This is a genomic window from Burkholderia sp. Ac-20379 (genome assembly GCF_017104645.1).
Classification (GTDB): Bacteria; Pseudomonadota; Gammaproteobacteria; order Burkholderiales; family Burkholderiaceae; genus Burkholderia.
In genome coordinates, this window is sequence record NZ_JAAGPF010000091.1 from 1 (window position 1) to 25336 (window position 25336).

Below are 25336 nucleotides of genomic sequence, written 5' to 3' on the forward strand. Positions count from 1 at the left end.
TAACCGTGGTGGTGATCAGCAGGCAGAGCAGGATCACGAAGCCGTCGCTGGCCGTGAACGCGAACACGCCGAGCACCACCAGCGCGCCGAGCAGCCCCACGTCGGCGAACAGGCCCGGAATGCCGGTGAACGTGACGGAGCTGATCGCGTAGAGGTCGCGGTTCGAGGCGAGGTAGGGCAGATAGCCGTATTCGTCGTTGAGCTGCTGCGAGGTGACGCCGCGCACCAGGTCGGCGAAGCTCGCGTCGATCAGGAACGGGTAGCCGGCGAAGCGGTGGGCGAAGGTTTCCGAGCCGAAGAAATCGTGGGCGCTCATGTACAGCGCGAGCACCATCGTCACGGCGAAGAACGCGGCCAGCGAAAACAGCGGCAGGAGCGCCCGCAATTGCCGCCGTATCGCGTACAGCCCGGCGAAGATCAGCAGCACGAACGAGGCCTTCGACAAGCTGATGAACAGGCCGACGCAATACATCGCGATGATCCAGCGGTTGCGCCGCCCCTGGAACAGGTACAGCACGAACGCGGCCGACAGCAGCGACGAGAAGAAGCCAGCTTCGCGCGAGAACCCGCTGACGCGCGCGAAATAGAGGATGGCGTAATAGTTCGCGTTGGTCTGCGTGGCCGAATCGCCCCACAGCATCTTCGACACCTGATCGGGGCCCATCGCCACCGACAGCGAATAGTCTGCGTAATACAGCACGAACTGCGCGAGGCCGAACACGATATTGATCATCATCCACGGATGCAGATAATCGATCCGCTTCGAGATCGTGTACATCAGGTAGCCCACGCAGGCGAAGATCGAGACGATCTTCGCGGCCATCACCGGGTTGGTCAGCAGGCAGGCCGCCATCGCGATGGCGATCGGCACCAGCCAGCGGCGCGAGGTGGCCAGCACGAATCGGCAGAAGCCCGGGTCGAGAAACGGCAGGAACGTATAGAGGTAGATCGTGACGCCGGAAATCTGCGGATTGAAGATCACGCAGGTGAAGAACAGGTAGAACAGCATCGAAATCGATTTGGCGTACATCGGAACCTCCGGCGGGATGGCTGGACGATCGGCTGACCGAGGCCGCCACATTAAGTCAGGTTCGCCGGCCGTTCAGTGTGCCAGCGCACGCGCGGCGGGGCGCTCGATTGCGCGGCCCCGTCATGCCTCGTCGCGCGCGGCCGGGGCCGGGCGGGCGGCGTCGAGCGGATTCCGGCGCGTCCCGGCGCCGCCCGGCGAGCGGCTCGACGGCGTCAGCGCATAGCCTGCGGCGATACCGGCGGTTTCGACGAGCCGGTAGCTCGCCCAGGCCAGCGCGAGCGCCGGCGGCACGGTCAGCGCCATGTAGAGCCCGAGCGGGCCGCCCGTCAGGCCGCTCGCCTTGCAATATCCGTAGATCAGGTAAAGCGGAATGCCGTGCAGCAGATACAGCGAATAGCTGATCCGGCCGATCCACGCGAACACCTGCGCCCGGATCCGGAGCACGGTGGCGAACGCCAGAAACGCAAGGATCCCGAACAGATAGCCGAGCGACGCCGACACGTGCACGAAATCGCGATGGAGCAGATCGATGCCGGCCATCAGCACGGCGATGCCGATCACGGCCGCCGTCACGGCGGCGAACGCCGCGCGATGCGAGAGCGACACCGCGCGCCCGAACAGCCGGAAGCCCACGGCGGCGCGCGGCGTGTCGTAAGCCTGCCGGAAGCACGCGCCCCAGAACATGATCGCGAGGTGATACAGCATGCCCTTGTATTGCCCGAGCGCGTCGGCGGGAATCAGCTTCAGCGCCGAGCCGAGCACGAACGCGGCGCACAGGCCGAGGCAGGTCAGGCACAGCGTGCGCATCCGGTGCAGCCCGCCGAGCCAGTGCAGCGCGAGGCACAGCGCGTAGAAGTACAGCTCCGTTTCGAGCGTCCAGTAGTGCGACATGACCGCGTCGCGGCCGAACGCGGTCGGAATCATCGTCAGGTTGGCGGCGAGGCCGGCCAGCGGCATCCGGTGGCCGAACAGCAGCCAATACACGGCATAGCCGATCGGCAGCGACAGCCAGAACGCCGGATACAGCCGGAACACCCTTCGGATCACGAAACGGCGCGCGCCGCCGGCGGCCGAGCCGCGCAGGCTGTTCGGAATCAGCATGCCGCTGATGCCGAAGAAGATCACCACGCCGATCCGGCCGAAATTGACCGACTGCTGCAGGGCGTCGAGCGCGAATTGCGAGCCCGCGAAGGTGGCGTACAGCTCGGCGTAGTGCGTCCACATCACGAGCAGCACGGCGATCGCGCGCATGGCGTCGATGTGATCGAGACGGTGCGGGCCGGCGGCGTCGGGCATGGGGGCGGCAGGAAAGCGAAGCGATTGGACGGAGCGCTGCCCCAGCATGCTCGCGGCATCGCGGCGATCGATCGGTGCGTCGGCGCACAGTGTTGCGCGCCGGCCAGTGTGCGCGATCGTACGGTGCGCGCCGGGGCCGAATTGCCTAATGCGCAGACCGACGCCAATCCCGGAGAGCCACGCCCGATGAGCCAGACGATCAAGGAGGCGCGCCCGCGCGCCACGGAACCGCACCTGCCGCGCGCATCGGTCATGCGCGGCGCCGGTCAGGACGCCCGGGAGCCGCCCGCCCGCGCCGGCCGGGGCAGGCGGTTCGCCATCAACGGCAAGTTCGCCTCGCAGCGCATGACCGGCGTGCAACGGGTGGGCTACGAGCTGGCCATGGCGTTCGCGCGCCTGTTTCCGCTGGGCCAGCGTCCGACCCTGCTGTTGCCGGCGAACGCGCAGGATGGCGTGGTGTACGCGGGCGAGCACGCCGCGTCGGCCCGGCTCGACGGCTCGCTGTGGGAGCAGTTCGGACTGCCGTGGGCGGTCGGCGAGCGCGTGCTGCTGAGCCTGTGCAATATCGGCCCGCTGTTCGCGCGGCGCCAGGTGCTGATGGTGCACGACGTGGCCGTGTACGACCTGCCCGGGAACTACTCCTGGAAATACCGTCTCTGGTACCGCTTCGCCTACGCGATCCTGAAGCGCACCGCGCGCCATATCGTGACGGTGTCCGAATTTTCGAAGCACCGGATCATGGCCCGGCTCGACCTTCCCGCGTCGCGCATTTCGGTCGTTCACAACGGCGTGGATCATTTCGACCGGATCGTGCCCGATAACGCGGTCCTGTCGCGGCTGAACCTGCAACCCGACAACTACGTGCTGATCGTCGGCAGCCTGTCGGTCGGCAAGAATCTGGCGCGCGTGCTGGCCGCCGTCGCGCAGCTCGAGGGCGGCCACGATTGGCAGTTCGTGGTGGTGGGCGGCTTCGACCTGCGCGTGTTCAACGCGAGGGAGAAGGCCCAGGCCGTGGTGTCGAACGACGTGGTGATGGCCGGTTTCGTGTCGGACGGCGAATTGAAGGCGCTCTACGAGCAGGCCGGATGCTTCCTGTTTCCTTCGCTTTACGAAGGATTCGGCTTGCCGCCGCTGGAGGCGATGTCGTGCGGATGCCCGGTGATCGCGTCGCGCGAGGCGGCGCTGCCCGAGGTGTGCGGCAACGCCGCGCTGTATTGCGACGCCCGCTCGGTGGAGGACATCGCCGCCAAGGTCGTGCAGATGATGACCGACCCCGAGCTTCGCGAATCGCTGAGCGTGCTCGGCCGCGCGCGCGCCGGCGATTTCCGCTGGGACGCGGCCGCCTGCCGGCTGCTCGATATCGTCGAGCGGGAAGTGCCGGCGGGGCGCTGAGCGGGGGCGGCCTGCCTATCGCTATCGCCGGGAAAACGTCGACGCGAGCCTGGCGGGGTTCTGAACCAGGGGCTGTCGCAAAACCGAGGATGAATGTTCATTCCGTAGAACAGTTTGCTCGGGTCGACAAGACGCTTCATGCTCAACTCCCGGGTGAGATTGAAATGACGCCGGCAGCGCGCGATGTCAAGCGGCATCGGCCTGCTGCAGCGTGCCGACGGCCTCGGCCAGCGCGTCGATGCTTTCGAACATCGCGTAGGTCAGCATCGCTTCGGGGATGCGGATGCCGAACGCGCGTTCGATTTCCAGCAGCAGTTGCACCGACATCAGCGACGTCAGGCCGACCGCGTAAAGATCCGTGCGGTCGGTCACGGCGTCGACCGGCACGTCCAGGCAGTTCAGTTCGGCGATGATGTTTCGGACTACGTGATGGGCGTTGCTCATGGCGTCACTCCGTAAGGATCGTGGCAGGGGCGGAACGGGGAACCGGCGGGGCCCGCAGGCGCACCGGCGAAAGCGCAGGCGGCGCGGCTCGAACGTTAGGCCCACAGCACCCGGCGGACCGATTCGGGCCAGGCCGCGGGATCGAAGCCGTGATGCCGGAACAGGCCCAGCGCCAGGCGCTCCAGCCCGAACCCGCAGCAGCCGGTGTGCGCCGTCGCGCCGGTGGCGGTTTCGATCTGCCAGAGTTCGCCGAAGCGGTCGAGGTGGTAGTTGAAGCTGCCGCAGGCCGTCGGTTTGTCCGGGTTGATGCCGGTCACCAGCAGTTCGAACTTCAGCGCGCGCTGGCGCTGGCTGTTCGCCATGAACGCGCCGATGCGGCCGAAGAACGGATCGCTGGCCAATTCGATCGACCAGGGCAGGCCAAGCGCATCGATCGCGGCCTTCGCGTAGCCGATCAGATCCTCGCGAAACGCCTGCACCTGCTCGGCCGTGCCGAGACAGACGAATTCGCGCTGCCGGAACATCAGCATCCGTTCCGGCTCCCGGGACGGTTCGTGCCGGCAGCAGTACGAAAAGATGTCGATCAGCCGCCCGCCGGCGGGCAGCGGGCCGCGCGCGGCCATGATCGGATAGACGGGATAGCAGGCCACCGGCGTGACCGCGAGGCGGGTGGGCTTGACGTCCTCCGTCCAGTCCTCCTGCCTGTCGAGGCAGGCCAGCAGACGCTGATGGCGCACCTCGTCGCCGCTGAAGCAGAACACGCTGCCGATCTGATCGGGGAAATGCTTGAAATAACCGCTTTCCTCGAGAATCGTGCGGTTCATCGCGGGCGGGAAGCGCAATACTTCGACCTCCTTGCCGTCGCCCCAGCGGCCGATCAGCGCGTTCACGCGTTCGACCACGCTTTCGAACACCGCGCTGCGGCCATACAGGCCGTCCACGCCGGTGGCAATCAGCAGGCCCGACTCGAGCAGCTCGCCGAGATAGGTGGGGGCGTCATGGTGCGGCAGTGCGCTTGCGTGGCCGGGCGATCCGGCCGGAACGGCTGACTGGGACATGGCGGACTCCTATGGAAAGCGGGCATAGGTTGGCTGCCTGCGCCGCGATGTTGTCGTCGCGGGGCGGGCAGGTAGCGCGTGGTCCTTTTTTAGGTATGAGTGCGACTATCGGCGAGGCAGCGCGCGCCGTCGGTTCGGGCGCGCACGCAAGCGCGGGCGGCGGCGCCGGCCCGGCGTCAATCGACGTTCAACGCCACGCCCGCCGGATGCGGGCCGGCCGCCTCGGGCGCGCGCAGCGCGTCGAGCAGCGCGGCGCGGATCCGGCGAACGGACGGCAGGGATTGACGGGATTCGGTCGCGCCCAGCACGGCGGTCAGCAAGCCGCGCCGGAATTGCGCCTTCGAGAAGCGTTCGGCGTTGAGACGGCAATTGAGCGGCGAGAACCGCGCGATATTCGCCTCGAAGCGGCCGACGGCGGCCTGGATCGACGCCACCGTCTGCGCCTCGAAGAACAGGCCGGTGGGGTGAGGCTGGGTTTCGTCGATGACCGTCTCGCATGCGCCGCCCTTGCCGAACGCGATCACCGGCGTGCCGCACGCCTGCGCCTCGACCACCGAAATGCCGAAATCCTCCTCGGCCGCGAACACGAAGGCGCGCGCACGCTGCAGGTGATCCTTCAGTACGGCGAACGGCTGGTGACCGAGGATCGTCACGTTCGGCCCGGCCTTGGCGCGCACCTTCTCCATGTCCGGGCCGTCGCCGATCACGATCAATTGGCGCTCGGGCATCGCGGCGAACGCCTCGACGATCAGATCCATGCGCTTGTAGGGCACCATCCGCGACACCGTGACGTAGAACGCATCCTTGTTCGAACAGGGTTCGAACGCGTCCACGTCGACGGGCGGATGAACCACGTCCGACTCGCGCCGGTAGGCCCGCTCGACGCGGCGCCCGATGAATCGCGAGTTGACGATGAACGCATCGACGCCGTTCGCGGTGCGCACGTCCCACAGGCGCAGGTAGTGGAGCACCGCGCGCGCGAGGAAGGCGCGCACGCCCTTCGTCAGGCCGCTTTCGTTCAGGTACTGGTGTTGCAGATCCCACGCATAGCGGATCGGGGAATGGATGTAGCTGACATGCAGTTGATCGGGGCCGACCAGCACGCCCTTCGCAACGGCATGCGAACTCGAAATGATCAGATCGTAGCCGGACAGGTCGAACTGCTCGATGGCCAGCGGGAACAGCGGCAGGTAGCCGCGATAACGGCGTTTCGCGAACGGCAGCGTCTGGATGAACGAGGTCTTCACCGTCCTGCCCGCGAGGAACGGATGCTCGGGCATGAAGTTGACCAGGCTGAACAGGTCGGCGTCCGGAAAGCATTCGAGAATCTGCTCGAGCACCTTCTCCGAGCCGCCATACGTGACCAGCCAATCTTGAATCAGTGCGACCTTCATCGCCGTTCCTCCGTGATCGTTCAGTCCGTGCCGGCACGCATCCATCGAGTCGCGGGCATGACACCGCCGACCCGATCCTATCGCGCGATGCGGCGCGAATCGGTACGGCTTCGCACAGAGCCGAAGCGGGAAAAAAGTAATGAGCGGACAGGAACGTCAGGGCAATGACAGTGCGCGATCGCGCTTTTTCGGGCTCCGTATCAAATCTGAAGCAATTCGAATCGAATTGCGCCCGCCGAAAATCGCCGGCACCGCGCGGCCGGATGCGAGGCCTTGACGCGCGCCGCGCCTTGACAATCTTGCATCCGCGGCGGCTTGAATGCGGTGCAGCAACTTGTGCAATGCATCGCGCGTGCGGAGCGTGGCCGGAAAATAGCTCAGATTCGAGACATTTACGGCGAAAAATCCCGATGTGTTTAAAACGAAATTAAAAAAACATTGAATAAACAGCAGCTTGCGTATCTTGGCATGGTTATCGCTGTATGAATCGCGGCAACGGCAGATGCCCGTCGGCAGTTGTTCCGCACCAGGTTGAGGGCTGGTGCACTGCAAAAAAATGCTTGGCTGTCCTGCGTTGTAGCTTACAGGCCCGATTACTTCGGTATGTCAAATGACCCAGCGCCAATATTCATGTCCGATGTCATGACCACACAACCTGCAAATCATCTTCTCGCATCCTTGCCCGCGTCGGAATTGGATGCGCTTGCTCCTCATCTTCAACTCGTTCAATTGAAGTGCGGCCAGTTGCTGTCCGATGCCGGGGAAACGGTCAAGAAAGTCTATTTCCCCACCACGGCCATCATTTCCATGATTTTCCTGATGGCGGACGGCGCCACAGCGGAAGTCGCGGCGGTGGGCAACGAAGGCGTGATCGGCGTGCCCGTCCTGACGGGCGGCTTCACGATGCCGACCCGCATCGAAGTGCGTAACGGCGGTTATGCCTATGCGATGAATGCGCAACTGTTCAAACGCGAATTCGATCGCCACGGCTTCGTGCATCAACTGATGCTGTATTACATCCAGGCGCTGCTGACGCAGGTCGCGCAGAACTCGCTGTGCAATCGGCGTCATCACATCGTCCGGCAAGTCAGCAGTTGGCTGCTGCTGACCCAGGATCGTCTCAAGACCGACGAGCTGGCCGTCACCCAGCAATTGATCGCGTCGATGCTCGGCGTGCGTCGCGAAGGCGTGACCGAGGCCACCGGCAAGCTGCAGGACGCCGGGCTGATCGCGCAACGGCGCGGCAAGATCACGATCCTCGACCGTGCGGGCCTCGAAGCCTATGCCTGCGAGTGCTACGGAATCATCAAGGGCGAATTCCAGCGCCTGCTGCGCGCGAGCGCGGCCGAACGCGCCAACGAAGGCGGCGAGCGTCGCACGCTCGAGATGCCGTCGAAATCGGCAGGCAGTTACCTCGGGCATCAGATTCGCGCGGCGGCCTATTGACTAAGCACCGGCCAATCGATTCGCACTGCGTATTGAAAACCGACACACACATATAGATCGATTCGTACCTCGTTACGGGATGACCAACATGAAACACTTGGGCAGGATGTTCGCGCTGTTGACGTGCTGGGTGGCGGCAGGCTGCACGCTCGCCCCCGGGCCGTATCTGAATCCGTCTCAAATGCAGGAGCCGGCGAAAAGCGATGCGCCGCCGCCGGTGTACCCCGTGCAGATGATCGACGCCAGCGTCATTACCGGCCAGGTGCAGGCCATGAAGTCCGACATCCCGGCGTTGCCGCAGGCGCCGGGCGGCCCGCAGATCGATTACCGGGTCGGGCAGGGCGACATCCTCGGCATCACGGTGTGGGGCCACCCGGAACTGACCGTGAGCGGCGCGGCGGCCGTGCCGCTGCCGCAGCTCGACCCCACCGCCGTGGCCGGCGCCGGCGCGCCGGGCGTGCAGATCACGCCGGACGGCGCGCGCGTGGCGGCCGACGGCACCATCTATTTCCCGACCGTCGGCCGCGTGGCGGTGGCCGGCAAGACCACGGCGCAGATCAGCGCGCTGCTGGTGTCGCGCCTCGGGAACTACGCGATCAAGCCGCAGCTCGACGTGCGCGTGATCCAGTACCGCAGCCAGCAGATCCAGCTTGCCGGCGAGGTGAAGAACCCCGGTTCGCTGCCGATCACCGACCTGAAGCTCACGGTGCTCGACGCGATCACGCGCTCGGGTGGTTCGCTGACCGACGCGGATCTGCAACGCGTGCAGCTCACGCGCGGCGGCAAGACCTACGTGCTCGACGTGCAGCGCACGCTCGATCGCGGCGACGTTTCGCAGAACGTGGCGCTCGAATCGGGCGACATCGTCTACGTGCCCGATCACAACGCGAGCCGCGTGTTCATGCTGGGCGAAATCTCGAAGCCGCAAACCCTGTTCATGGACAAGGGCCGCCTGACGCTGGCCGATGCGCTGTCCAATGCGAACGGCATCAACCCGCAAAGCGCGCAGCCGCGCCAGATCCTCGTGATCCGGCGCACGCCGAACGATCCGACCAAGCCGAGCATCTACCGGCTCGACATGACGAAGGTCGATTCGATCCTGCTGTCCACCCAGTTCGACCTGAAACCGCTCGATGTCGTGTACGTGGGCACCGCGCACATCGCCCAGCTCAATCGCCTGCTGGAGCAACTGCTGCCGACGGTGACGAGCATGTACCTGTTCTATGCGGCCACGCGATGACGCACGGCCGCGCGCCGCATCCCTTCCCAACGAGCAAGGTCTAGAGGAACGATCAACGTGAACATTCCGACTATGAACGCCCGATATTCCGGAGGCATGCCAGACGACGCGCCGGACGCACTGGGCATGATTCGCGTGTTGCGCGACCATCTGTGGACGGTGGCCGGCATTACGGTCGCCGTGGTGGCGCTGGCCGTGGTGTATGTCTGGCTGGCCACGCCGATCTATTCGGCGAACGCGGTGATCAAGGTCGAGGCGCAGGGCCGCAATGCGCTCGGCTTCGCGGCGGACGGCCAGCAGGTGGTGGTGGGCCAGCGCCCGCCGCGCACCGAGGCCGAGATCGGCATGATGCAGAGCCGCTCGGTGCTCGATCCGGTGCTGGCGCAATACGGCTACAACGTGACCGCCGCGCCGCGCGTGCTGCCGATCCTCGGCATGCTGGCGCACAAGTTCGCGACGCCGGGCGAACTGTCTCATCCGTGGTTCGGTTTGACGTCCTACGCATGGGGCGGCGAGCAGATCGAGGTCGAATCGATGAAGGTGCCGACCCGGCTCGAGAACAAGCGGCTGCGGCTGCGTGCGCTCGGCAACGGAGCCTACGCGCTGCTCGACGCGAGCGGCGCGGTGCTGCTGAACGGCACGGTGGGCCAGCCGGCGCAGGCGGACGGCGTCTCGATTCAGGTCAAGCAGCTCGACGCGTTGCCCGGCACCGAATTCAACGTGACGGCCTGGAACGGCGTGAACGCGCTGCAACGCTTCGTGCGCAAGCTCAAGATCGTCGAGAAGGGCAGCGATACCGGGCTCGTGCAGATCACCTACGACAGCGACAACCCGGATCTCTCGGCGAACGTCGCCAATTCGATCGCGCAAGGCTATGTGGCGGCGACCATCGCGCGCAGCCGCGCCAACGACAGTCAAACGCTCGAATTCATCAACCGCGAGCTGCCGCGGCTGCGCGACGAGCTGCACCAGGCGGAAGCCTCGCTGATGGGCTACCAGGCATCGGTCGGCTCGCTCCAGCCGACGGCCGAGGCGCAATCGTATCTGCAGGGCGGCATCGATATCGAGCGGCAGATCGCGACGCTCGAACTGCAACGCACGCAGATGATGCAGAACTTCACGCCCGACAGCCCGCCGATGCAGAGCATCAACCGGCAGATCGCCCAGTTGAACGCGGCCAAGGCGCAGTTCAACGCGCGCTTCGTGCGCATGCCGGCCTCCGAGCGCACCAATGCGGACCTGAGCCGCAATGCCAAGGTGGCCGAATCGATCTACATCGCGATGGTGAACAAGGCCGAGGAACTGACGGTGCGCCGTGCAAGCACGACGGGCGACGTGCATATCGTCGACGATGCGGTGCGGCCGGTCGATCCGGTGTCGCCGAACGCGCCGATCATCCTGCTGGCCAGCCTCGGCCTCGGCCTGATGCTCGGCGCGCTGCTGGTGTTCCTGCGCCATCGCTACCTGACGGGCGTGACCGATACGAAGTTCATCGAGCGCGGCCTGCGCATGCCGATGCTGGCGTCGGTGCTCTACAGCGCGCATCAGGCCCGTCTCGATCAGGCGATGCCGAACCGGCTCGCGTTCGCGCGGAACGAGCCGGCGCAACTGCGCCGCACGCCGTTGCTGTCGTCGAACGCGCGTGCCGGCGGCGCGCCGGCGGGCGAGCCCGCCCAGCCGGCCGCGTCGCAATACCTGCTCGCGCGCAGCTTCCCGCACGACCCGTCGGTGGAAGCGCTGCGCGGGCTGCGCACGGCGCTGCACCTGCATATGGCCGAAACCGATCGCCCCGACGACGGCGTGATCGTGCTGACCGGCCCCACGCCCGAAACCGGCAAGAGCTTCGTGGCGGCGAACCTGGCGGTGCTGGAAGCCGAAACCCGCAAGCGCGTGCTGCTGGTGGATGCCGACATGCGCTGCGGCCGGGCGGCGTCGTTCTTCAGCAAGCCGAACGCGGGCGGGCTGGCCGAATTGCTGGCAGGACGCCTGAGCATCGATCAGGCGATCCAGCCGTCGGGCGTGCCGGGCCTCGCGCTGCTGTCGTGCGGCAAATACCCGCCGAATCCGTCGGAACTGCTGATGATGCCGGGCTTCACGTCGCTGCTCGACGAGTTCAAGCGGCGCTTCGATCTCGTGATCATCGACACGCCGCCACTGCTGGCCGTCAGCGACGCCGCGATCGTCGCGCACAGCGGGGGCAAGACCGTGATGGTGCTGCGCTCGGGTTCGCATACCGAGGCCGAGATCGAGGACACGCTCACCAAGCTCGACCGCGCCGGCGCGTGGACGGTGGGCGCCATCTTCAACGCGGTGCCGTTGAGGCGCAGCGAGCGGCGCAGCTACGGTTATACGTCCGCCTACCTCGAACACAACCAGATGGCGACGTGATCGCACCGCACGCGCGCCCGGCGGCATGCCGCCGGGGCCCGATAGTGTGGGGCGACGTACTGAATCAATATCGCGACCGCGTGTTCAATAGACCCGAGCAATAGAGCCGCGGGCGAGTTGCCGGCGATACGGTCGGTCGATATCGAGATCATCAGGAGTGCGTCAATGAAGTGGCAACGGGCGAGTTCCCAACAGGGCGGGCGGGCGCGCATGCAACGCGGGCGCGACCGGTCTGTCGGCATGCATCGGGGCGCGGCATCGCATGCGCCGTGTCTGTGTTACGCGTCGTCGATCGAGGCCTTTACCTGGAGTGCGCCGACATGGCAATCCAAGTGACCGCGACGGCGTTACCGGAGGTCAAGATCATCGAGCCGACGGTGTTCGGCGACAGGCGCGGCTTCTTCTTCGAGAGCTTCAACGCGCGCGAATTCGAGGAAAGCGTGGCGCAGGGCTTCGACTTCGTGCAGGACAACCATTCGCGCTCGTCGCGCGGCGTGCTGCGCGGCCTCCATTATCAGATCGTGCACCCGCAGGGCAAGCTCGTGCGGGTGACCGCCGGCGAGGTGTTCGACGTGGCCGTCGACCTGCGGCTCAGCTCGCCCAACTTCGGGAAATGGGTGGGCGTGAGGCTCAGTGCGCGCAACCACCGGCAGCTGTGGATCCCGCCGGGCTTCGCGCACGGCTTCATCGTGCTGTCGGTGGCGGCGGAGTTCGTCTACAAGGTGACCGATTACTGGTTTCCCGAATACGAACGCAGCCTGCTGTGGAGCGATCCGATGATCAATATCGACTGGCCGATCGAATATCCGCCGGTGCTGGCCGCGAAGGACGCGGAAGGCAAGCCGCTGTTCGAGGCCGAGTGCTACCCGTGATGCCGTTGCGCGGGCCGATCACGCACGGCGAATCGGCCGGCGTTGCCGTCTCAATCGTGAACCGGGCAGTGTGCGAGCCCGTACATTCCCGCCGGTTCCGCACCACTAAATTGGCTTCGTTGCGTGCAGTGCAGCATGACTTACGGGCAGCGCCTGCTGTCGATGCGCGTCGCGGGTGAATATTTCGCGATCCGAATCATCCAGTCTTCCAACGCCTACCAAGATGCTCAAACGCAGCCTGATTTCGAACTATGCAGGTCAGATCGTGACGGTCGTGCTTGGCATGGTCATGGTGCCGGTGTACGTGCACCATCTCGGCGTCGAGGCGTATGGCCTGATCGCGTTCAACGCCGTGCTGCTCGCGTGGGTTCAGTTGCTGGACCTCGGGCTCTCGCCCACGCTGTGCCGCGAGCTGGCCCGCGCGACCGACGATGCCTCGAAGGCCGAAGCGCGCGTGTTGCTGCAATCGCTCGAGAAGTTCGTGGCCGGCATGTGCGCGCTGTTGATCGTGCTGTCGATCGTCGGCGCGCCGTTCTTTGCGACGGGCTGGCTCAAGGCGAACACGCTGCCGGCGCACGAGATCGCGCTGGCGTTCGTCCTGATGATGCTGACGGTGTCGGCGCGCTGGCTGTCGTCGCTGTATCGCGGCGGCATGGTGGGCATCGATCGTCAGGCGACGCTGAACACGGTGATCGTGATCTTCGCCGTGATCCGCGCGGTGCTGGTGGTGCCGCTGATCATGCTCTGGCCGCGCGTGGAGGTGTTCTTCCTCTGGCAACTGGCGGCGATCGTGGGCGAGGCGCTGACCATGCGCCTGCTGCTCGGCCGCGCGATCGGCGCGCCGATGCTGTCGCGCACGTTCTCGCGCGGCGTGCTGGCCGCGCGCGCCCGGCTGTCGTTGTCGATCGCGTTCTCGGCGCTGATGTGGGCCACCTCCACGCAGGCCGACAAGATCATCCTGTCGAAGGTGTTGCCGCTGTCGGCGTTCGGCGTGTTCAGCATGGCGACGCTGCTGGCGAGCGGCATTCTGTTGCTCGCCAGCCCGATCCAGCAGGCGTTCACGCCGCGCTTCACGTCCGACAGCGCGCGCAACCGCGGCTCGCTCGAATCGAGCTACTTCCTCGCCAGCGAGATCCTGATGATCGCCGTGATCCCGGTGGCGATGCTGTTCGCCAGCGTGCCGGAGCTCGTGTTCAAGCTGTGGTCGATGTCCCTGCCCGCGAATCGCGACGCGATGAGCGTGCTGCGCTGCTATGCGATCGGCAACGGCTGCTCGGCCATCGCTGCGCTGTCGTTCCTGATCCAGTACGCGGACGGCGAACTCTCGCTGCATATCAAGGGCAACCTCGGCTTCGTCGCGATCCTGGTGCCGGCGGTGCTGATCGGCGCGCTGCATTACGGCGCGGTCGGTGCGGCCTATGCATGGCTCGCCATCAACCTCGCGCAACTGTTCTTGTGGGTTGGCGTGGTGCATCGCAAGTTCCTGCCCGGCATCAACGCCGCCTGGTATCGCGGGCTGTTGACCCGGGTGGCGGCCGCCGGCGCGCTGGGCGTGGCGTTCCACTACGCCCAGTTGCCGGCGCTCAACCGCCTCGAGCTGCTGCTGGTCGTGGGCGGCATGTGGCTGCTGATGGTGGGCGCGACGATCGCCGTGTCGCCGATTTCACAGCGTAAGGCCCGCGATCTGGCCCGGCGCTTCGCCTTGATTTGAGGAGCGAGACATGGAGATCCAGCCCGTGAAGCCGCCGGTCATCTCGGTCGTGGTGCTGTGCTACAACCTCGAACGCTATATCGGCGCGTGCCTGGAGAGCATCCTGAGTCAGGAGGTGGACGTGCCGTTCGATATCGTGATCGGCGACGACGGCTCGGTGGACGGTTCGCTCGCCATCATCGAAGCGATTCGCGCAAGGCATCCCGGCGTCATCAAGCTGGTTGCGCACGAAACCAATGTCGGCTATTCGCGGAACCTGGCCGACGCGATGGCGCAGGCGACGGGCGAGTACATCGCCACCGTGGACGGCGACGACATGGCGCTGCCCGGCAAGCTCGCGCGCCAATACGCCTTCCTCGACACGCAGCGCGAGTTCGGCATGGTGGCGCACCGGATGCGCACGGTCGACGCGCTGACCGGCGCGCCGTGCGATTTCGCGCTGGCCCGCGAAAAGCCGGCCGTGTTCGACGCCGAATACCTGATCGAACACGGCCCGTTCTTCCTGAACAGTTCCGTGATGTTTCGCGGCGCGCTGCGCCGCCGTCACCCGGTCGATCTCGAACTGAAGGTGGTGGCCGACGTCGCCAACCTGGTGCAGTGCCTGCATGGCAGCCGCGCCGCGTATCTCGATCAGGAACTGGGCGTGTACCGCGTCAACCCGAAGGGTTTCACCTCGACGGTGATCCTCAACCCGGCGCGCCACGAAACCAATATTCAAGACCTGATGCGCACCTGCAACATGGCCGAATCGCTCGGCATGCAGCGCGAAGTGGTCGATCGCGGCCGGGCGGGCGTGTTCCTCCGCTCGGCGATTCTGTACCTCGAAAGCGGCCTGTACGAGCAGTTCCAGCATTGCATCGGCAAGAGCGCCGAATTCGCGGATGTCGGCGTCAAGCAGCGCGCGCTGCATGCGCTGCGCAGCAAGCCGCGCCTGCTGCGCTCGCTGTACGTGTTCGCCAAGCAGATCGCCGGCCGGCCGACGGTGCGCGCATGAGCGTGCTGCCGCGAAGCCTCGCGCGGTTCGGCGAAGCGAACTGGATCGAGCGGGTCAACACCGTGAAGCGCGCCTATTTCATGCTCAAGACGCGCCTCTGGTATGCGCGCGCGTTCGAGCGGGTCGGCAAGGGCAGCGTGATCTATCAGCCGTATCTGCTCGCCAACGTGCATCACGCCACGGTGGGCGAGCGGGTGCTGATTCGCGCGGGCGCGCGTATCGAGCTGGTGGTGGACGACACGCATGCGCCGCCCCGGCTGTCGATCGGCAACGACGTCAACATCGAACAGAACGTCCATATCGTGTGCGGGGCCGCCATCGATATTCAGGATGGCGTAACGATAACGGGCGGCTGCGCGATCGTCGACGTCGAGCATCCGTTCGAGGATGTGAACGATCCGGTGCGCATCGGCATGCGGCTGCGCATGGCGGGCAACCGCGTCGTGATCGGTGCGGGCAGCTTCATCGGCTTCAACTCGATGATCCTGCCCAACGTGGTGATAGGACGGAACGCGGTGGTGGGCAGCCACTCCGTCGTGACGCGCGATGTGCCTGACTACTGCGTGGTGGCCGGCAACCCGGCGCGCGTGATCAGGCGGTACAACCGGAATACCCAAACCTGGGAGCCCTGCAAATCATGAAAGTCCTCATTACCGGCGGCGCCGGCTTCATCGGATCGCATCTCGCCCGGCAGCTCGCCAGCCAGAACGCAACGGTCACGGTGCTCGACAACCTCGCCCGGCAGATTCACGGCGTGGATCCTTACGAAGAATCGGCGCTGCTGCGCTCGCTCGGCGGTTCGGTGCGCCTGATCGAAGGCTCCGTGTGCGATCGCTCGGTGGTGGAGCGGGCCATGCAGGGCCAGGACGCGGTGGTGCATCTGGCGGCCGAAACCGGCACCGGCCAATCGATGTACGAGGTCGGCCACTACATCGACGTGAACGTGGGCGGTTGCGGCGTGCTGCTCGATCTGCTCGTCAAGAACCGCGGCAATACCGTGCGCAAGTTCGTGGTGGCCTCGTCGCGGGCGATCTACGGCGAAGGCAAATACCGCTCGCCGGCGCTCGGCATCGTCTACCCCGATGCGCGCGAGGAAAGCGACCTGCTGGCCGGGCGCTTCGATTACGTCTGCCCGAAATCGGGCGAGCCGCTCGAATGCCTGCCGACCGACGAGGAATCGAAGATCCATCCGTCGTCGGTGTACGGCATCACGAAATACGACCAGGAACTGATGGTGATGACGGTGTGCCGGTCGATTGGCATCGGCGCCTCCGCGCTGCGTTATCAGAATGTCTACGGGCCGGGCCAGTCGCTGTCGAATCCGTACACCGGGATCCTGTCGATCTTCTCGACGCGCATCAAGAACGGCAACGAGATCAACGTGTTCGAGGACGGGCAGGAAAGCCGCGATTTCGTCTACGTGGACGACGTGGTGGACGCCACGCAGGCCGCGCTGATGAACCCCGAGGCGAGCGGCCGCGTGTTCGGCATCGGTTCGGGCCGCCGCACGGCCGTGATCGACGTGGCGCGCAAGCTCAACGCGCTGTATCGCAGCGACGTGCCGATCAACGTGACCGGCGCGTTCCGCCTGGGCGACATCCGCCACAACTACGCCGACCTCACGCGCGCCCGCGACTATCTCGGCTTCGCGCCGAAGGTGCAATTCGACGAAGGCATCGCGCGCTTCGCGGCGTGGGTGGACGCGCAGGAGGTCAAGCAGGACAACTACGAGCAAAGCATCGTGGAGATGCAATCCAAGGGGCTGTATCAGGCCAGTCGGGCCGTGGCGTGAGCGGGAGGGCAGGGCAAATGGGCAAGGGACGTGTGAAGCCGCAATCCGGCAATCCGGATGCGAAGCCGGTGGTGGGCGTGGTGACGGTGCTCTATCACTCCGACGACGTGCTGCCGGATTTCTTCGACAGCCTCGCGCTGCAGGCCGGCGTGACGCTGAAGCTGTACGTGATCGACAACAGCCCCGGCGACAGCGGCAGCGCGCTGTCGCGCGAGCTGTCGAGCCGGGCGGGGCTGCCCGCGCGGGTGGTGTTCAACGATGCGAACGTGGGCGTGGCGCGCGGCAACAACCAGGGCATCGCGATGGCGCTGGCCGACGGCTGCGATTACGTGCTGCTGGCCAACAACGACGTGGAGTTCCGCAACCCCGACACGGTGGCCAGCCTGATCCGGCCGATCGCGGCCGGCTCCGACACGCTCGCCACGTTTCCGAAGATCCACTACCACGGCACCAACCGGATCTGGTGCGCGGGCGGCACGATCTCGCGCATGAAGGCCACCACCGCGCATATCGGCGACGGCGACGAGGATGTCGGGCAATTCGATCGCGAGGGCGAATCCGAATATGCGCCGACCTGCTTCATGGCGCTGCACAAGAGCGTGTTCGCACGCGTCGGCATGATGGACGAGAAGTATTTCGTCTATTACGACGACACCGATTTCGTATGGCGCATGAATCGCGCGGGCATCCACCTGTGGTACGTGCCGGCCTCGCTCGTCGCGCACAAGGTGAGCTTCTCGACCGGCGGCGGCGAAAGCCCGTTCAGCCTGTTCTATTGCACGCGCAATCGCCTGTACTTCAGCCGCAAGAACCTCGGGTTCCCGTATGCGCTGCTGGCGCAGACCTACTCGGTCGCGGCCATGCTCGTGAAATGCGCGCGCTTCACGTCGGACGGGCGGCGCAGCGTGTTCCGAGGTATCGCGGAAGGCATGCGGCTCGCGTAACGCGATCGCCACATGCGGATCGGCAAGCGGCTAATCAATACGGTGTGCGAAGCGGTTTCGCACGCCATTCGACACCACGGGGCGGGCGGCGGCGATGCGTAAGGGAATCATTCTGGCGGGCGGATCGGGCACGCGCCTCTATCCGATCACGCATGCGGTATCGAAACAGATCCTGCCGGTGTACGACAAGCCGATGATCTATTACCCGCTGTGCACGCTGATGGTGGCGGGCATTCGCGACGTGCTGGTGATTTCGACGCCGCGCGATCTGCCGTGCTTCGCCGCCTTGCTCGGCGACGGCAGCCGCTGGGGCATGAATATCCAGTACGCCGAACAGCCGTCGCCGGACGGCCTGGCGCAGGCGTTCGTGATCGGCCGGTCGTTCGTCGGCAACCGGCCGTCGGCGCTGATTCTCGGCGACAACATCTTCTATGGCCACGATCAGGTCGCCCAACTGGAAGCGGCCGACCGGCGCACCGACGGCGCCACCGTGTTCGCGTATCACGTACGCGACCCCGAGCGCTACGGCGTGGTCGAGTTCGACCCGCAGTTCCGCGCCCTGTCGATCGAGGAGAAGCCCGACGCGCCGCGCTCGAACTACGCCGTCACCGGCCTGTACTTCTACGACGACACGGTGTGCGACATCGCGGCCGAGATTCGCCCGTCCGCGCGCGGCGAGCTGGAGATCACCGACGTCAATCGCCGCTATCTCGAGCGCGAGCGCCTGCACGTCGAAATCATGGGGCGCGGCTACGCGTGGTTCGACACCGGCACCCACGATTCGCTGACCGAGGCGGCGAACTTCGTCGCCACCTTGCAGAAGCGTCAGGGCCTGATGGTGGCGTGTCCGGAGGAGGTGGCCTATCGCCGCCAGTGGATCGACGCCGGGCAGCTCGAACGGCTCGCCGCGCCGCTGAGGAAGAACGCGTACGGCAAGTATCTGATCAACCTGATCGAGGACGGCGTCGCATAAGCGAGACGTGGCTTCTGTGCGAAGCCGAACCGATTGCCGGCCGGCCCGCACATAGGATTTACCCGAGCACGACGCTTGCCACGATGCCGGCGTGTTCGGAATCCGAATGATTGCAGTGGACGTTCATGAGAACCGGCGATGCCGACATCACTACGAGGACAGGTCACGTGAGCTCAATCATCAGTCTCGACAGTCTGTCGGAACGGCACATCGAACTGCGCCCGTTTCCGGCCTTGACGATCAAGGTGGCGCTGGCCGCCACCGATGTGATCGGCTTCGCCGTGGCCCTGCTGATCACCACCAACGTGCTCGGCACGTTCGAAAGCGATCCGCGGATCAGCCTCTGGAAAGCGATCAGCCAGCAGCCGATGGTGGTGTACATGCTGCTGTCGTTCGCGGGCACCCTGTGGTTCTGGCTGCGCGTGCGCCACTACGGGCTGCGCCGGCCGTTCGGGCGCGAGTTGCGCGAGGTGTTCGAGGCGCTGGTGGTGCTCGCGATCCTGCACCTTGCGCTGACCACGCTGACCAAGGGCATGTTCTCGCGCGGCTGGTGGGCGATGACCTGGAGCGGCGCGTTCGTGCTGGTGCCCACGTTCCGGCTGGTGACGAAGAAGGTGCTCGACATGGCGCACCTGTGGAAGCGCCCGACACTGATCGTCGGCTGCGGCGAGGCGGCGCTCGAGGCGCAGCGCGTGATGTCGGCGCAGCTGTATCTCGGCGCGGACGTGGTGGCCTACGTCGCGCCGGACGGCAAGGCCGATGCCGCGTTCGTCGGCGACGTGCCGGTGCTGAAGGGCTTGTCCGCCACCACGCTGAAGGCCTTGCCCGGCGCGCAGGTGGTGATCGCGCTGGAGCCGGAGGACAAGGACCTGCGCAACGTGTGGATTCGCGACCTGACCGAAAGCGGCATTCGCGACCTGACCGTGATGGCGCCGATGCGCGGCGTGCCGCTCTGCAAGACCGACGTGTCCTACTTCTTCGGGCACGAGGTGATGATGCTGCGCGTGCAGAACAACCTCACGCGGTTCTCGGCCAAGGTGCTCAAGCGCGTGTTCGACGTGGCGGCGGGCGGCCTGCTGATGCTGATGCTGCTGCCGGTGTTCGCGATCCTGACGATGCTGGTGGCGAAGGACGGCGGCTCGGCGTTCTTCGGCCACACGCGCATCGGTCAGAACGGGAAGAAGTTCAAGTGCTACAAATTCCGCTCGATGGTGCTCGACGCCGACAAGGTGCTCAAGGAACTGCTGGAGCGCGACCCGGTGGCGCGCGCCGAATGGGACAAGGATTTCAAGCTCAAGAACGACGTGCGCATCACGCGGATCGGCTCGGTGCTGCGCAAGACCAGCCTCGACGAGCTGCCGCAATTGTGGAACGTGCTGCGCGGCGACATGAGCCTGGTCGGCCCGCGGCCGGTGGTGGAAAAGGAGATCGAGCGCTACGGCGCGGACGCCGCCTACTACCTGCTGGCCAAACCGGGCATGACGGGCCTCTGGCAGGTCAGCGGCCGCAACGACACCGATTACGCGCGCCGCGTGTTCCTCGACGCCTGGTACGTGCGCAACTGGTCGCTGCGCAGCGACATCGCGATCCTGTTCAAGACGATCGGCGTAGTGCTCCATCGCGACGGCGCGTACTGAGCGCGGGCCGCCCGGCGCGGCCATCTTCCGCCATCCCGACTATCCAACCGATGTGGGAAACCCTGCCATGCTGAAAGTCACCAAAGCCGTGTTCCCGGTCGCCGGCCTCGGCACGCGCTTCCTGCCGGCCACCAAGGCCAGCCCGAAGGAAATGCTGCCGATCGTCGACAAGCCGCTGATCCAGTACGCGGTGGAGGAGGCGATCGAGGCCGGCATCACGGAGCTGATCTTCGTGACGGGGCGCAGCAAGCGCGCGATCGAGGATCACTTCGACAAATCGTACGAGATCGAGGCCGAGCTGGAAGCGCGCAACAAGCAGAAGCTGCTCGACATCGTCCGCAACATCAAGCCGGCCAACGTGGATTGCTTCTACGTGCGCCAGGCCACGGCGCTGGGGCTCGGCCACGCCGTGCTGTGCGCCGAGAAGCTGGTGGGCGACAGCCCGTTCGCGGTGATCCTGGCCGACGACCTGCTGCACAGCACGAAGCCCGTCACGAAACAACTGATCGAGAATTTCGATCACTATCACAGCTCGGTGGTGGGTGTCGAAACGATCGCGCGCGAGGACAGCGCCTCGTACGGCGTGGTGGACGGCCGCCTGTGGGGCGATAACGTGATCAAGCTGTCGGGCGTCGTGGAGAAGCCCGCGCCGGCCGATGCGCCGTCGAATTTCGGCGTGGTGGGCCGCTATGTGCTGATGCCGGCGATCTTCCGTCATATCCGCGCGTTGCGGCCCGGCGCGGGCGGCGAGCTGCAACTGACCGACGCGCTGCAATCGCTGCTGGCCGAGGAGCAGGTGCTGGCCTACCGGTATCACGGCGCGCGCTTCGATTGCGGCAGCAAGCTCGGCTACCTGAAGGCGACGGTGGAATTCGCGCTGCGCCATCCCGAGGTCAAGGCCGAATTCGAGGCCTACCTGCAGCAATTCCTGCAAGCGCAGCCGGCCGTGGCCGTGTCCTGAGCGCTGCCGCAGCGCATTCATCCGATCATTGCCGATCCGAACCGGCTTGATTCAGCGCCTATCGGCGCGGCCCGCGCGTGCGCTACACTCCGTGCCTTGGCAATTCGAATCGTTAGAGACACGGAATGAGACGTATCGGCGTGTATGTCGACGCAAGCAACATCGGAATGAACGGCGGCCACGGCATGCGCTACGAAGCGCTGCGCGAGCTGGCCTGCCGCGCGGACGGCTTCGCGCAGCGCCTGAACGTGTATATCGCCTACGATCTGCAGCGCGCGGAGCATTCGCCGGAATACAGCGCCAAGGCGCTCGGCTATCAATCGGCGCTGCGCGATCAGGGCTTTCGCGTCACGGTCAAGCACGTCAAGCATTTCACCGACGACGAAGGCAACGAGGTGTCGAAGTCGAACGCCGATCTGGACATGGCCGTCGACGTGCTGATGGAATCCGAGCGGCTCGACACCGTGATGCTCGTGACCGGCGACGGCGATTTCGTGCAGGTGGTGCGCGCCTTGCAGAGCAAGGGCTGCCGCGTGGAGATCCTCGGTTTCGGCAACGTGTCGCGCGAGCTGCGCGACGCCGCCGACCAATACATCAACGGGTATCTGGTGCCGGGGCTGCTGGCGACCGACGCCTCGCCCGATTCGCGCGCGCGCTGGGGCAGCATCGGCAGCCGCGTGCGCGGCGTGTGCAACCGGTTCGATCATCAGGAAGGGCGCGGTTTCCTCAATTTCTGGCCCGAGATGCCGCGCGCGTCGATCGTGACGGCCAGCGAAACGAAGGGCGCGTATTTCCGGACGGCGTCGCTCGTGGATGCGCAGATCGTTTCGAAGCTGCCGTCGCGCCAATATGTATTCGAATTCGATCTGATCGAGCCGGCCAAGCCGGATGGATTGCCGGAAGCCAGGCGCATCGTGCTGGTGAATTGAGCGCGGCAGCGCGCGGAAGCGGCGGAATCGGCCAGCGGCGATGTCATCGGGACGGATGACATCGCCGTTGTCGCATTTCGGGCCTTGAATCGACATTGAAACGCCTCGATGCCCCGATTCGATTCGCGCGGCCCTATTCGAAACGAATAAATGCGGCCCGGGATTAACGTGGCGCTCGTCGATTGCCGATACGGATTTTCGCCAAAATCCGTCCGATGTATTAAGTCCGTCATTCGTTAATCACGCGCAGCATTGTCGCGAACGCTATAATCGCCGCTCCGAGGGCATTCAGCCCGCTCTATAAGAATTCGATTGACATGGCGCCGTCACACACGAATGCATGGCAACGTCCGCCTGCCGAAAATCAGTATGCCGATCAACTCGCGCGGCTGAAGGCCGAAGATGCCGATAATCCGAAGCCGCCCGGCTGGCATTTGAGCCTGCTCGCGGCGCGCGCGTTCATCGCCGGCGATCGCGCGCTCGATATCGCGCCGAAGATCGTCGCGCCGGTGGCGAGCATCGAGCGCATGCTCGTCACGCTGGCCACCGGGCGCGGCCTGATGCTGGTCGGCGAGCCGGGCACCGCCAAATCGATGCTGTCCGAACTGCTGGCGGCCGCCATCAGCGGCGTCTCGACGTTGACGATCCAGGGCGGCGCCTCCGTCACGGAAGATCAGATCAAGTACGGCTGGAACTACGCATTACTGATCAACGAGGGACCGAGCCCACGCGCGCTGGTTCCGGCGCCGCTCTATCAGGGCATGCAGGACGGCCGGATCGTGCGCTTCGAGGAAATCACGCGCGCGCCGCTCGAAGTGCAGGATTGCCTGCTCGGCATGCTGTCCGATCGCGTGATGGCCGTGCCGGAGCTGCCCGGCGAGCACGGCATGCTGTACGCGCGCGCCGGCTTCAACGTGATCGCCACGGCCAATACGCGCGATCGCGGCGTCAACGAGATGAGCGCGGCGCTCAAGCGCCGTTTCGATTTCGAAACGGTCTTTCCGATCCTCGATTTCGACAGCGAGCTGGCGCTCGTGCAGGACGCCAGCGCGCGGCTGCTCGCGCAAAGCGGGATTCCCACGACGGTGCCGCAACCGGTGCTCGACCTGCTGATCTCGACGTTCCGCGATCTGCGCGGCGCGGGCCCGGCCAGCGGCGCGGCCGGCGGCGACGGCGCGATGGATCGGCTGTCGGCCGTGATGTCGACGGCGGAAGCGGTCAACGTCGCGCATGCGGTGGGCGTGCGCGCCTGGTTCCTCGAGCGGCGCGAAGGCTCGCCGCAGGATCTCGTCGATTGCATCGCCGGCACGATCGTCAAGGACAATCCCGACGATCGCACCAAATTGCGCCGCTATTTCGAGCAGAAGGCGGCCAAGCGCGAAGGGGCCCATTGGCGCGCGTACTACGCGGCGCGCCATCGCCTGCCGTGATGCGCCGCGTCGAGGTGCGCCGCGTCGAAGCGCCGGAGCGCAACGCATGACGGCCGCGGCGCACGCGCGGCCGGCCGCGCCCTGCGTGATCGGCGTGCGCCATCACAGCCCGGCCTGCGCGCGGCTGGTGGCGGCGCGGATCCGCGAGCGGCGGCCGCGTTACGTGCTGATCGAAGGGCCCGCCGATTTCAACGCGCGTCTGGACGAGCTGGCGCTGCCGCACCGCCTGCCGGTGGCGATCTACAGCTACCTGTCCAGCGAGCACGCTCATCACGGTTCGTGGACGCCCTTCGCCGAGCATTCCCCGGAGTGGCAGGCGCTGGCGGCCGCGCGCGAAACGGGCGCGGCGTTACGCTTCATCGACCTGCCGGCCTGGCACGCGGCGTTTCACGGGCTGGAGAACCGCTATGCTGACATCGCCGACGCCGAGCACGAGGCCCGCGCCGAGGCGTACGAGCGCGCGCTGAGCGCGACGCTGGGCGTGGAAGGGCGCGACGCGCTGTGGGATCACCTGTTCGAGGATGCGGACGCCTCGCCCGAGGCGCTCGATCGCCTGGAGCAGCATCTGTCGACCTATTTCGTGCATCTGCGCGGCGACGCGGCCGGCTCGGCGGGCAATCGCGCCCGCGAGCGGGCCATGGCGTGCTGGATCGCCTGGGCCGTCGGGCAAACCGGCGGCCATCCCGAGGACGTGCTGGTGGTGTGCGGCGGCTATCACGCGCCGGCGCTCGCCGCGCTCTGGCGCGAGATGCCGGCCGATCTGCCCGAATTGCCGCGACCCGGCGCGGCCGACTCTTGGGCTGAATCGTTGGCCGAACCTTCGTCTGACTCTTCGGCCGAGTCGCCGGTCGAGCCGCAGGCCGGCACGGCCAATGGTGCGGCGGCACCCGCCGAGGATGCGGATATACCGCGCCACGGCTCCTACCTCGTGCCTTACACGTTCAAGCGGCTCGACGCGTTTTCCGGTTATGCCTCGGGCATGCCGTCGCCGGCCTATTACCAATGGCGCTGGGAGCAGGGCGCCGACGGCGCCGCGCGCCAGGCGCTCGAACGCGTCATGCGGCGCCTGCGCGAGCGCGGGCTGCCCGCCTCGACGGCCGATCTGCTGGCCGGGCAGGGGCGCGCCGACGGCTTGGCGCGCATGCGCGGCCATGCGCGGCCGCTGCGCTGCGATTGGCTCGATGCGCTGGCCGGCGCGCTGGTCAAGGATGCGCTCGACGCGCCGCTGCCGTGGACCTACCGGGGCGCGTTGCGGGCGGGCACCGATCCGGTGCTGGTCGAAACCATGGATGTGCTGGCCGGCGACGCCGCCGGCGCGCTCGCGCCCGGCACGCCCCAGCCGCCGCTCGTGCACGCCGTGCGCGAGGAACTGGCGGCGTTCGGCATCGTGTTGCGCGGCGCGCTG

21 protein-coding genes and 1 pseudogene are annotated in these 25336 nt (G+C 66.1%); 16 read left to right on the forward strand and 6 right to left on the reverse strand.

The genetic code is table 11. The annotated features are described in order from the left end of the window. Together G3N92_RS14335 and G3N92_RS14340 are read right to left on the reverse strand one after the other, a co-directional pair. On the reverse strand, window positions 1-1030 hold a 1030-nt coding region (locus tag G3N92_RS14335; RefSeq protein WP_206128190.1), incomplete at its 3' end, for a hypothetical protein. A 120-nt stretch (window positions 1031-1150) separates the two neighbouring features. Beyond that, a complete protein-coding gene (locus tag G3N92_RS14340) occupies window positions 1151-2326 on the reverse strand; it encodes an acyltransferase (protein WP_206128191.1) in 1176 nt (391 codons plus the stop codon). 186 nt (window positions 2327-2512) lie between these two features. On the opposite strand from G3N92_RS14340, the gene G3N92_RS14345 reads away from it, so the two are divergent. After that, on the forward strand, window positions 2513-3718 hold the full coding sequence (locus G3N92_RS14345) for a glycosyltransferase family 1 protein (protein ID WP_206128192.1): 1206 nt from the start codon (window positions 2513-2515) through the stop codon (window positions 3716-3718). Between the two features lie 186 nt (window positions 3719-3904). Here the strand turns inward: G3N92_RS14345 and G3N92_RS14350 are convergent, their stop codons facing one another. The 4 genes and pseudogenes from G3N92_RS14350 to G3N92_RS14365 form a co-directional block, all read right to left on the reverse strand. Further along, window positions 3905-4162 carry an acyl carrier protein gene (locus G3N92_RS14350; protein WP_206128193.1) on the reverse strand — a complete coding sequence of 86 codons (258 nt, stop codon included), beginning with the start codon at window positions 4160-4162 and terminating at the stop codon, window positions 3905-3907. A gap of 95 nt (window positions 4163-4257) precedes the next feature. Then, entirely contained in the window at window positions 4258-5220 is a 963-nt protein-coding gene (locus G3N92_RS14355) for an amino acid--[acyl-carrier-protein] ligase (protein ID WP_206128194.1), read from the reverse strand. A gap of 326 nt (window positions 5221-5546) precedes the next feature. Beyond that, window positions 5547-6617 (reverse strand): annotated as a pseudogene (locus G3N92_RS14360) (glycosyltransferase family 4 protein); the annotation flags it as partial. A gap of 153 nt (window positions 6618-6770) precedes the next feature. Continuing rightward, on the reverse strand, window positions 6771-7166 hold the full coding sequence (locus G3N92_RS14365; RefSeq protein WP_206128196.1) for a hypothetical protein: 396 nt from the start codon (window positions 7164-7166) through the stop codon (window positions 6771-6773). Between the two features lie 90 nt (window positions 7167-7256). On the opposite strand from G3N92_RS14365, the gene G3N92_RS14370 reads away from it, so the two are divergent. The 15 genes from G3N92_RS14370 to G3N92_RS14440 form a co-directional block, all read left to right on the forward strand. Then, window positions 7257-8060: a Crp/Fnr family transcriptional regulator gene (locus tag G3N92_RS14370; protein WP_206128197.1), complete on the forward strand. Its 804-nt coding sequence runs from the start codon at window positions 7257-7259 to the stop codon at window positions 8058-8060. An 88-nt stretch (window positions 8061-8148) separates the two neighbouring features. Beyond that, window positions 8149-9300 (forward strand): polysaccharide biosynthesis/export family protein, encoded by a 1152-nt coding sequence (locus G3N92_RS14375; protein ID WP_241014789.1) that lies wholly within the window; start codon window positions 8149-8151, stop codon window positions 9298-9300. Between the two features lie 96 nt (window positions 9301-9396). After that, on the forward strand, window positions 9397-11688 hold the full coding sequence (locus G3N92_RS14380) for a polysaccharide biosynthesis tyrosine autokinase (protein ID WP_241014790.1): 2292 nt from the start codon (window positions 9397-9399) through the stop codon (window positions 11686-11688). 320 nt (window positions 11689-12008) lie between these two features. Next, complete coding sequence (gene rfbC, locus G3N92_RS14385) at window positions 12009-12560, forward strand: dTDP-4-dehydrorhamnose 3,5-epimerase (protein WP_206128200.1); 552 nt, start codon at window positions 12009-12011, stop codon at window positions 12558-12560. A 223-nt stretch (window positions 12561-12783) separates the two neighbouring features. Then, the gene (locus G3N92_RS14390) at window positions 12784-14271 is read left to right on the forward strand and encodes an oligosaccharide flippase family protein (RefSeq protein ID WP_206128201.1); all 1488 of its coding nucleotides are present in this window, start codon (window positions 12784-12786) and stop codon (window positions 14269-14271) included. Window positions 14272-14281: 10 nt separating this feature from the next. Beyond that, window positions 14282-15265, forward strand: coding sequence for a glycosyltransferase family A protein (locus tag G3N92_RS14395; protein WP_206128202.1), 984 nt, complete (start codon window positions 14282-14284; stop codon window positions 15263-15265). Then, a complete protein-coding gene (locus tag G3N92_RS14400; protein WP_206128203.1) occupies window positions 15262-15906 on the forward strand; it encodes an acyltransferase in 645 nt (214 codons plus the stop codon). Before G3N92_RS14395 ends, G3N92_RS14400 begins: the two co-directional genes overlap by 4 nt. Further along, window positions 15903-17057 (forward strand): NAD-dependent epimerase/dehydratase family protein, encoded by a 1155-nt coding sequence (locus G3N92_RS14405; protein WP_206128204.1) that lies wholly within the window; start codon window positions 15903-15905, stop codon window positions 17055-17057. Before G3N92_RS14400 ends, G3N92_RS14405 begins: the two co-directional genes overlap by 4 nt. A gap of 17 nt (window positions 17058-17074) precedes the next feature. After that, entirely contained in the window at window positions 17075-18001 is a 927-nt protein-coding gene (locus G3N92_RS14410; protein WP_206128205.1) for a glycosyltransferase family 2 protein, read from the forward strand. Window positions 18002-18095: 94 nt separating this feature from the next. Then, a complete protein-coding gene (gene rfbA / locus G3N92_RS14415; protein WP_206128206.1) occupies window positions 18096-18974 on the forward strand; it encodes a glucose-1-phosphate thymidylyltransferase RfbA in 879 nt (292 codons plus the stop codon). A 233-nt stretch (window positions 18975-19207) separates the two neighbouring features. Then, window positions 19208-20611: an undecaprenyl-phosphate galactose phosphotransferase WbaP gene (gene wbaP / locus G3N92_RS14420; protein ID WP_339385918.1), complete on the forward strand. Its 1404-nt coding sequence runs from the start codon at window positions 19208-19210 to the stop codon at window positions 20609-20611. Between the two features lie 67 nt (window positions 20612-20678). Next, window positions 20679-21572 (forward strand): UTP--glucose-1-phosphate uridylyltransferase GalU, encoded by an 894-nt coding sequence (galU, locus tag G3N92_RS14425; protein WP_206128208.1) that lies wholly within the window; start codon window positions 20679-20681, stop codon window positions 21570-21572. A 125-nt stretch (window positions 21573-21697) separates the two neighbouring features. After that, window positions 21698-22501, forward strand: a complete 804-nt coding sequence (locus G3N92_RS14430; RefSeq protein WP_206128209.1) for an NYN domain-containing protein — start codon at window positions 21698-21700, stop codon at window positions 22499-22501. Window positions 22502-22818: 317 nt separating this feature from the next. Further along, window positions 22819-23931 carry an AAA family ATPase gene (locus G3N92_RS14435; RefSeq protein ID WP_206128210.1) on the forward strand — a complete coding sequence of 371 codons (1113 nt, stop codon included), beginning with the start codon at window positions 22819-22821 and terminating at the stop codon, window positions 23929-23931. Between the two features lie 46 nt (window positions 23932-23977). Beyond that, the coding region (locus G3N92_RS14440; RefSeq protein ID WP_241014791.1) for a DUF5682 family protein at window positions 23978-25336 on the forward strand (1359 nt) is incomplete at its 3' end.

Bases quoted from the DNA above. Each gene is read 5' to 3' on its own strand.
- G3N92_RS14340 (WP_206128191.1), bottom strand. From the start codon at position 2,326: ATGCCCGACGCCGCCGGCCCGCACCGTCTCGATCACATCGACGCCATG.
- G3N92_RS14345 (WP_206128192.1), top strand. From the start codon at position 2,513: ATGAGCCAGACGATCAAGGAGGCGCGCCCGCGCGCCACGGAACCGCAC.
- G3N92_RS14350 (WP_206128193.1), bottom strand. From the start codon at position 4,162: ATGAGCAACGCCCATCACGTAGTCCGAAACATCATCGCCGAACTGAAC.
- G3N92_RS14355 (WP_206128194.1), bottom strand. From the start codon at position 5,220: ATGTCCCAGTCAGCCGTTCCGGCCGGATCGCCCGGCCACGCAAGCGCA.
- G3N92_RS14370 (WP_206128197.1), top strand. From the start codon at position 7,257: ATGACCACACAACCTGCAAATCATCTTCTCGCATCCTTGCCCGCGTCG.
- G3N92_RS14375 (WP_241014789.1), top strand. From the start codon at position 8,149: ATGAAACACTTGGGCAGGATGTTCGCGCTGTTGACGTGCTGGGTGGCG.
- G3N92_RS14380 (WP_241014790.1), top strand. From the start codon at position 9,397: ATGCCAGACGACGCGCCGGACGCACTGGGCATGATTCGCGTGTTGCGC.
- rfbC (WP_206128200.1), top strand. From the start codon at position 12,009: ATGGCAATCCAAGTGACCGCGACGGCGTTACCGGAGGTCAAGATCATC.
- G3N92_RS14390 (WP_206128201.1), top strand. From the start codon at position 12,784: ATGCTCAAACGCAGCCTGATTTCGAACTATGCAGGTCAGATCGTGACG.
- G3N92_RS14395 (WP_206128202.1), top strand. From the start codon at position 14,282: ATGGAGATCCAGCCCGTGAAGCCGCCGGTCATCTCGGTCGTGGTGCTG.
- G3N92_RS14400 (WP_206128203.1), top strand. From the start codon at position 15,262: ATGAGCGTGCTGCCGCGAAGCCTCGCGCGGTTCGGCGAAGCGAACTGG.
- G3N92_RS14405 (WP_206128204.1), top strand. From the start codon at position 15,903: ATGAAAGTCCTCATTACCGGCGGCGCCGGCTTCATCGGATCGCATCTC.
- G3N92_RS14410 (WP_206128205.1), top strand. From the start codon at position 17,075: ATGGGCAAGGGACGTGTGAAGCCGCAATCCGGCAATCCGGATGCGAAG.
- rfbA (WP_206128206.1), top strand. From the start codon at position 18,096: ATGCGTAAGGGAATCATTCTGGCGGGCGGATCGGGCACGCGCCTCTAT.
- galU (WP_206128208.1), top strand. From the start codon at position 20,679: ATGCTGAAAGTCACCAAAGCCGTGTTCCCGGTCGCCGGCCTCGGCACG.
- G3N92_RS14430 (WP_206128209.1), top strand. From the start codon at position 21,698: ATGAGACGTATCGGCGTGTATGTCGACGCAAGCAACATCGGAATGAAC.
- G3N92_RS14435 (WP_206128210.1), top strand. From the start codon at position 22,819: ATGGCGCCGTCACACACGAATGCATGGCAACGTCCGCCTGCCGAAAAT.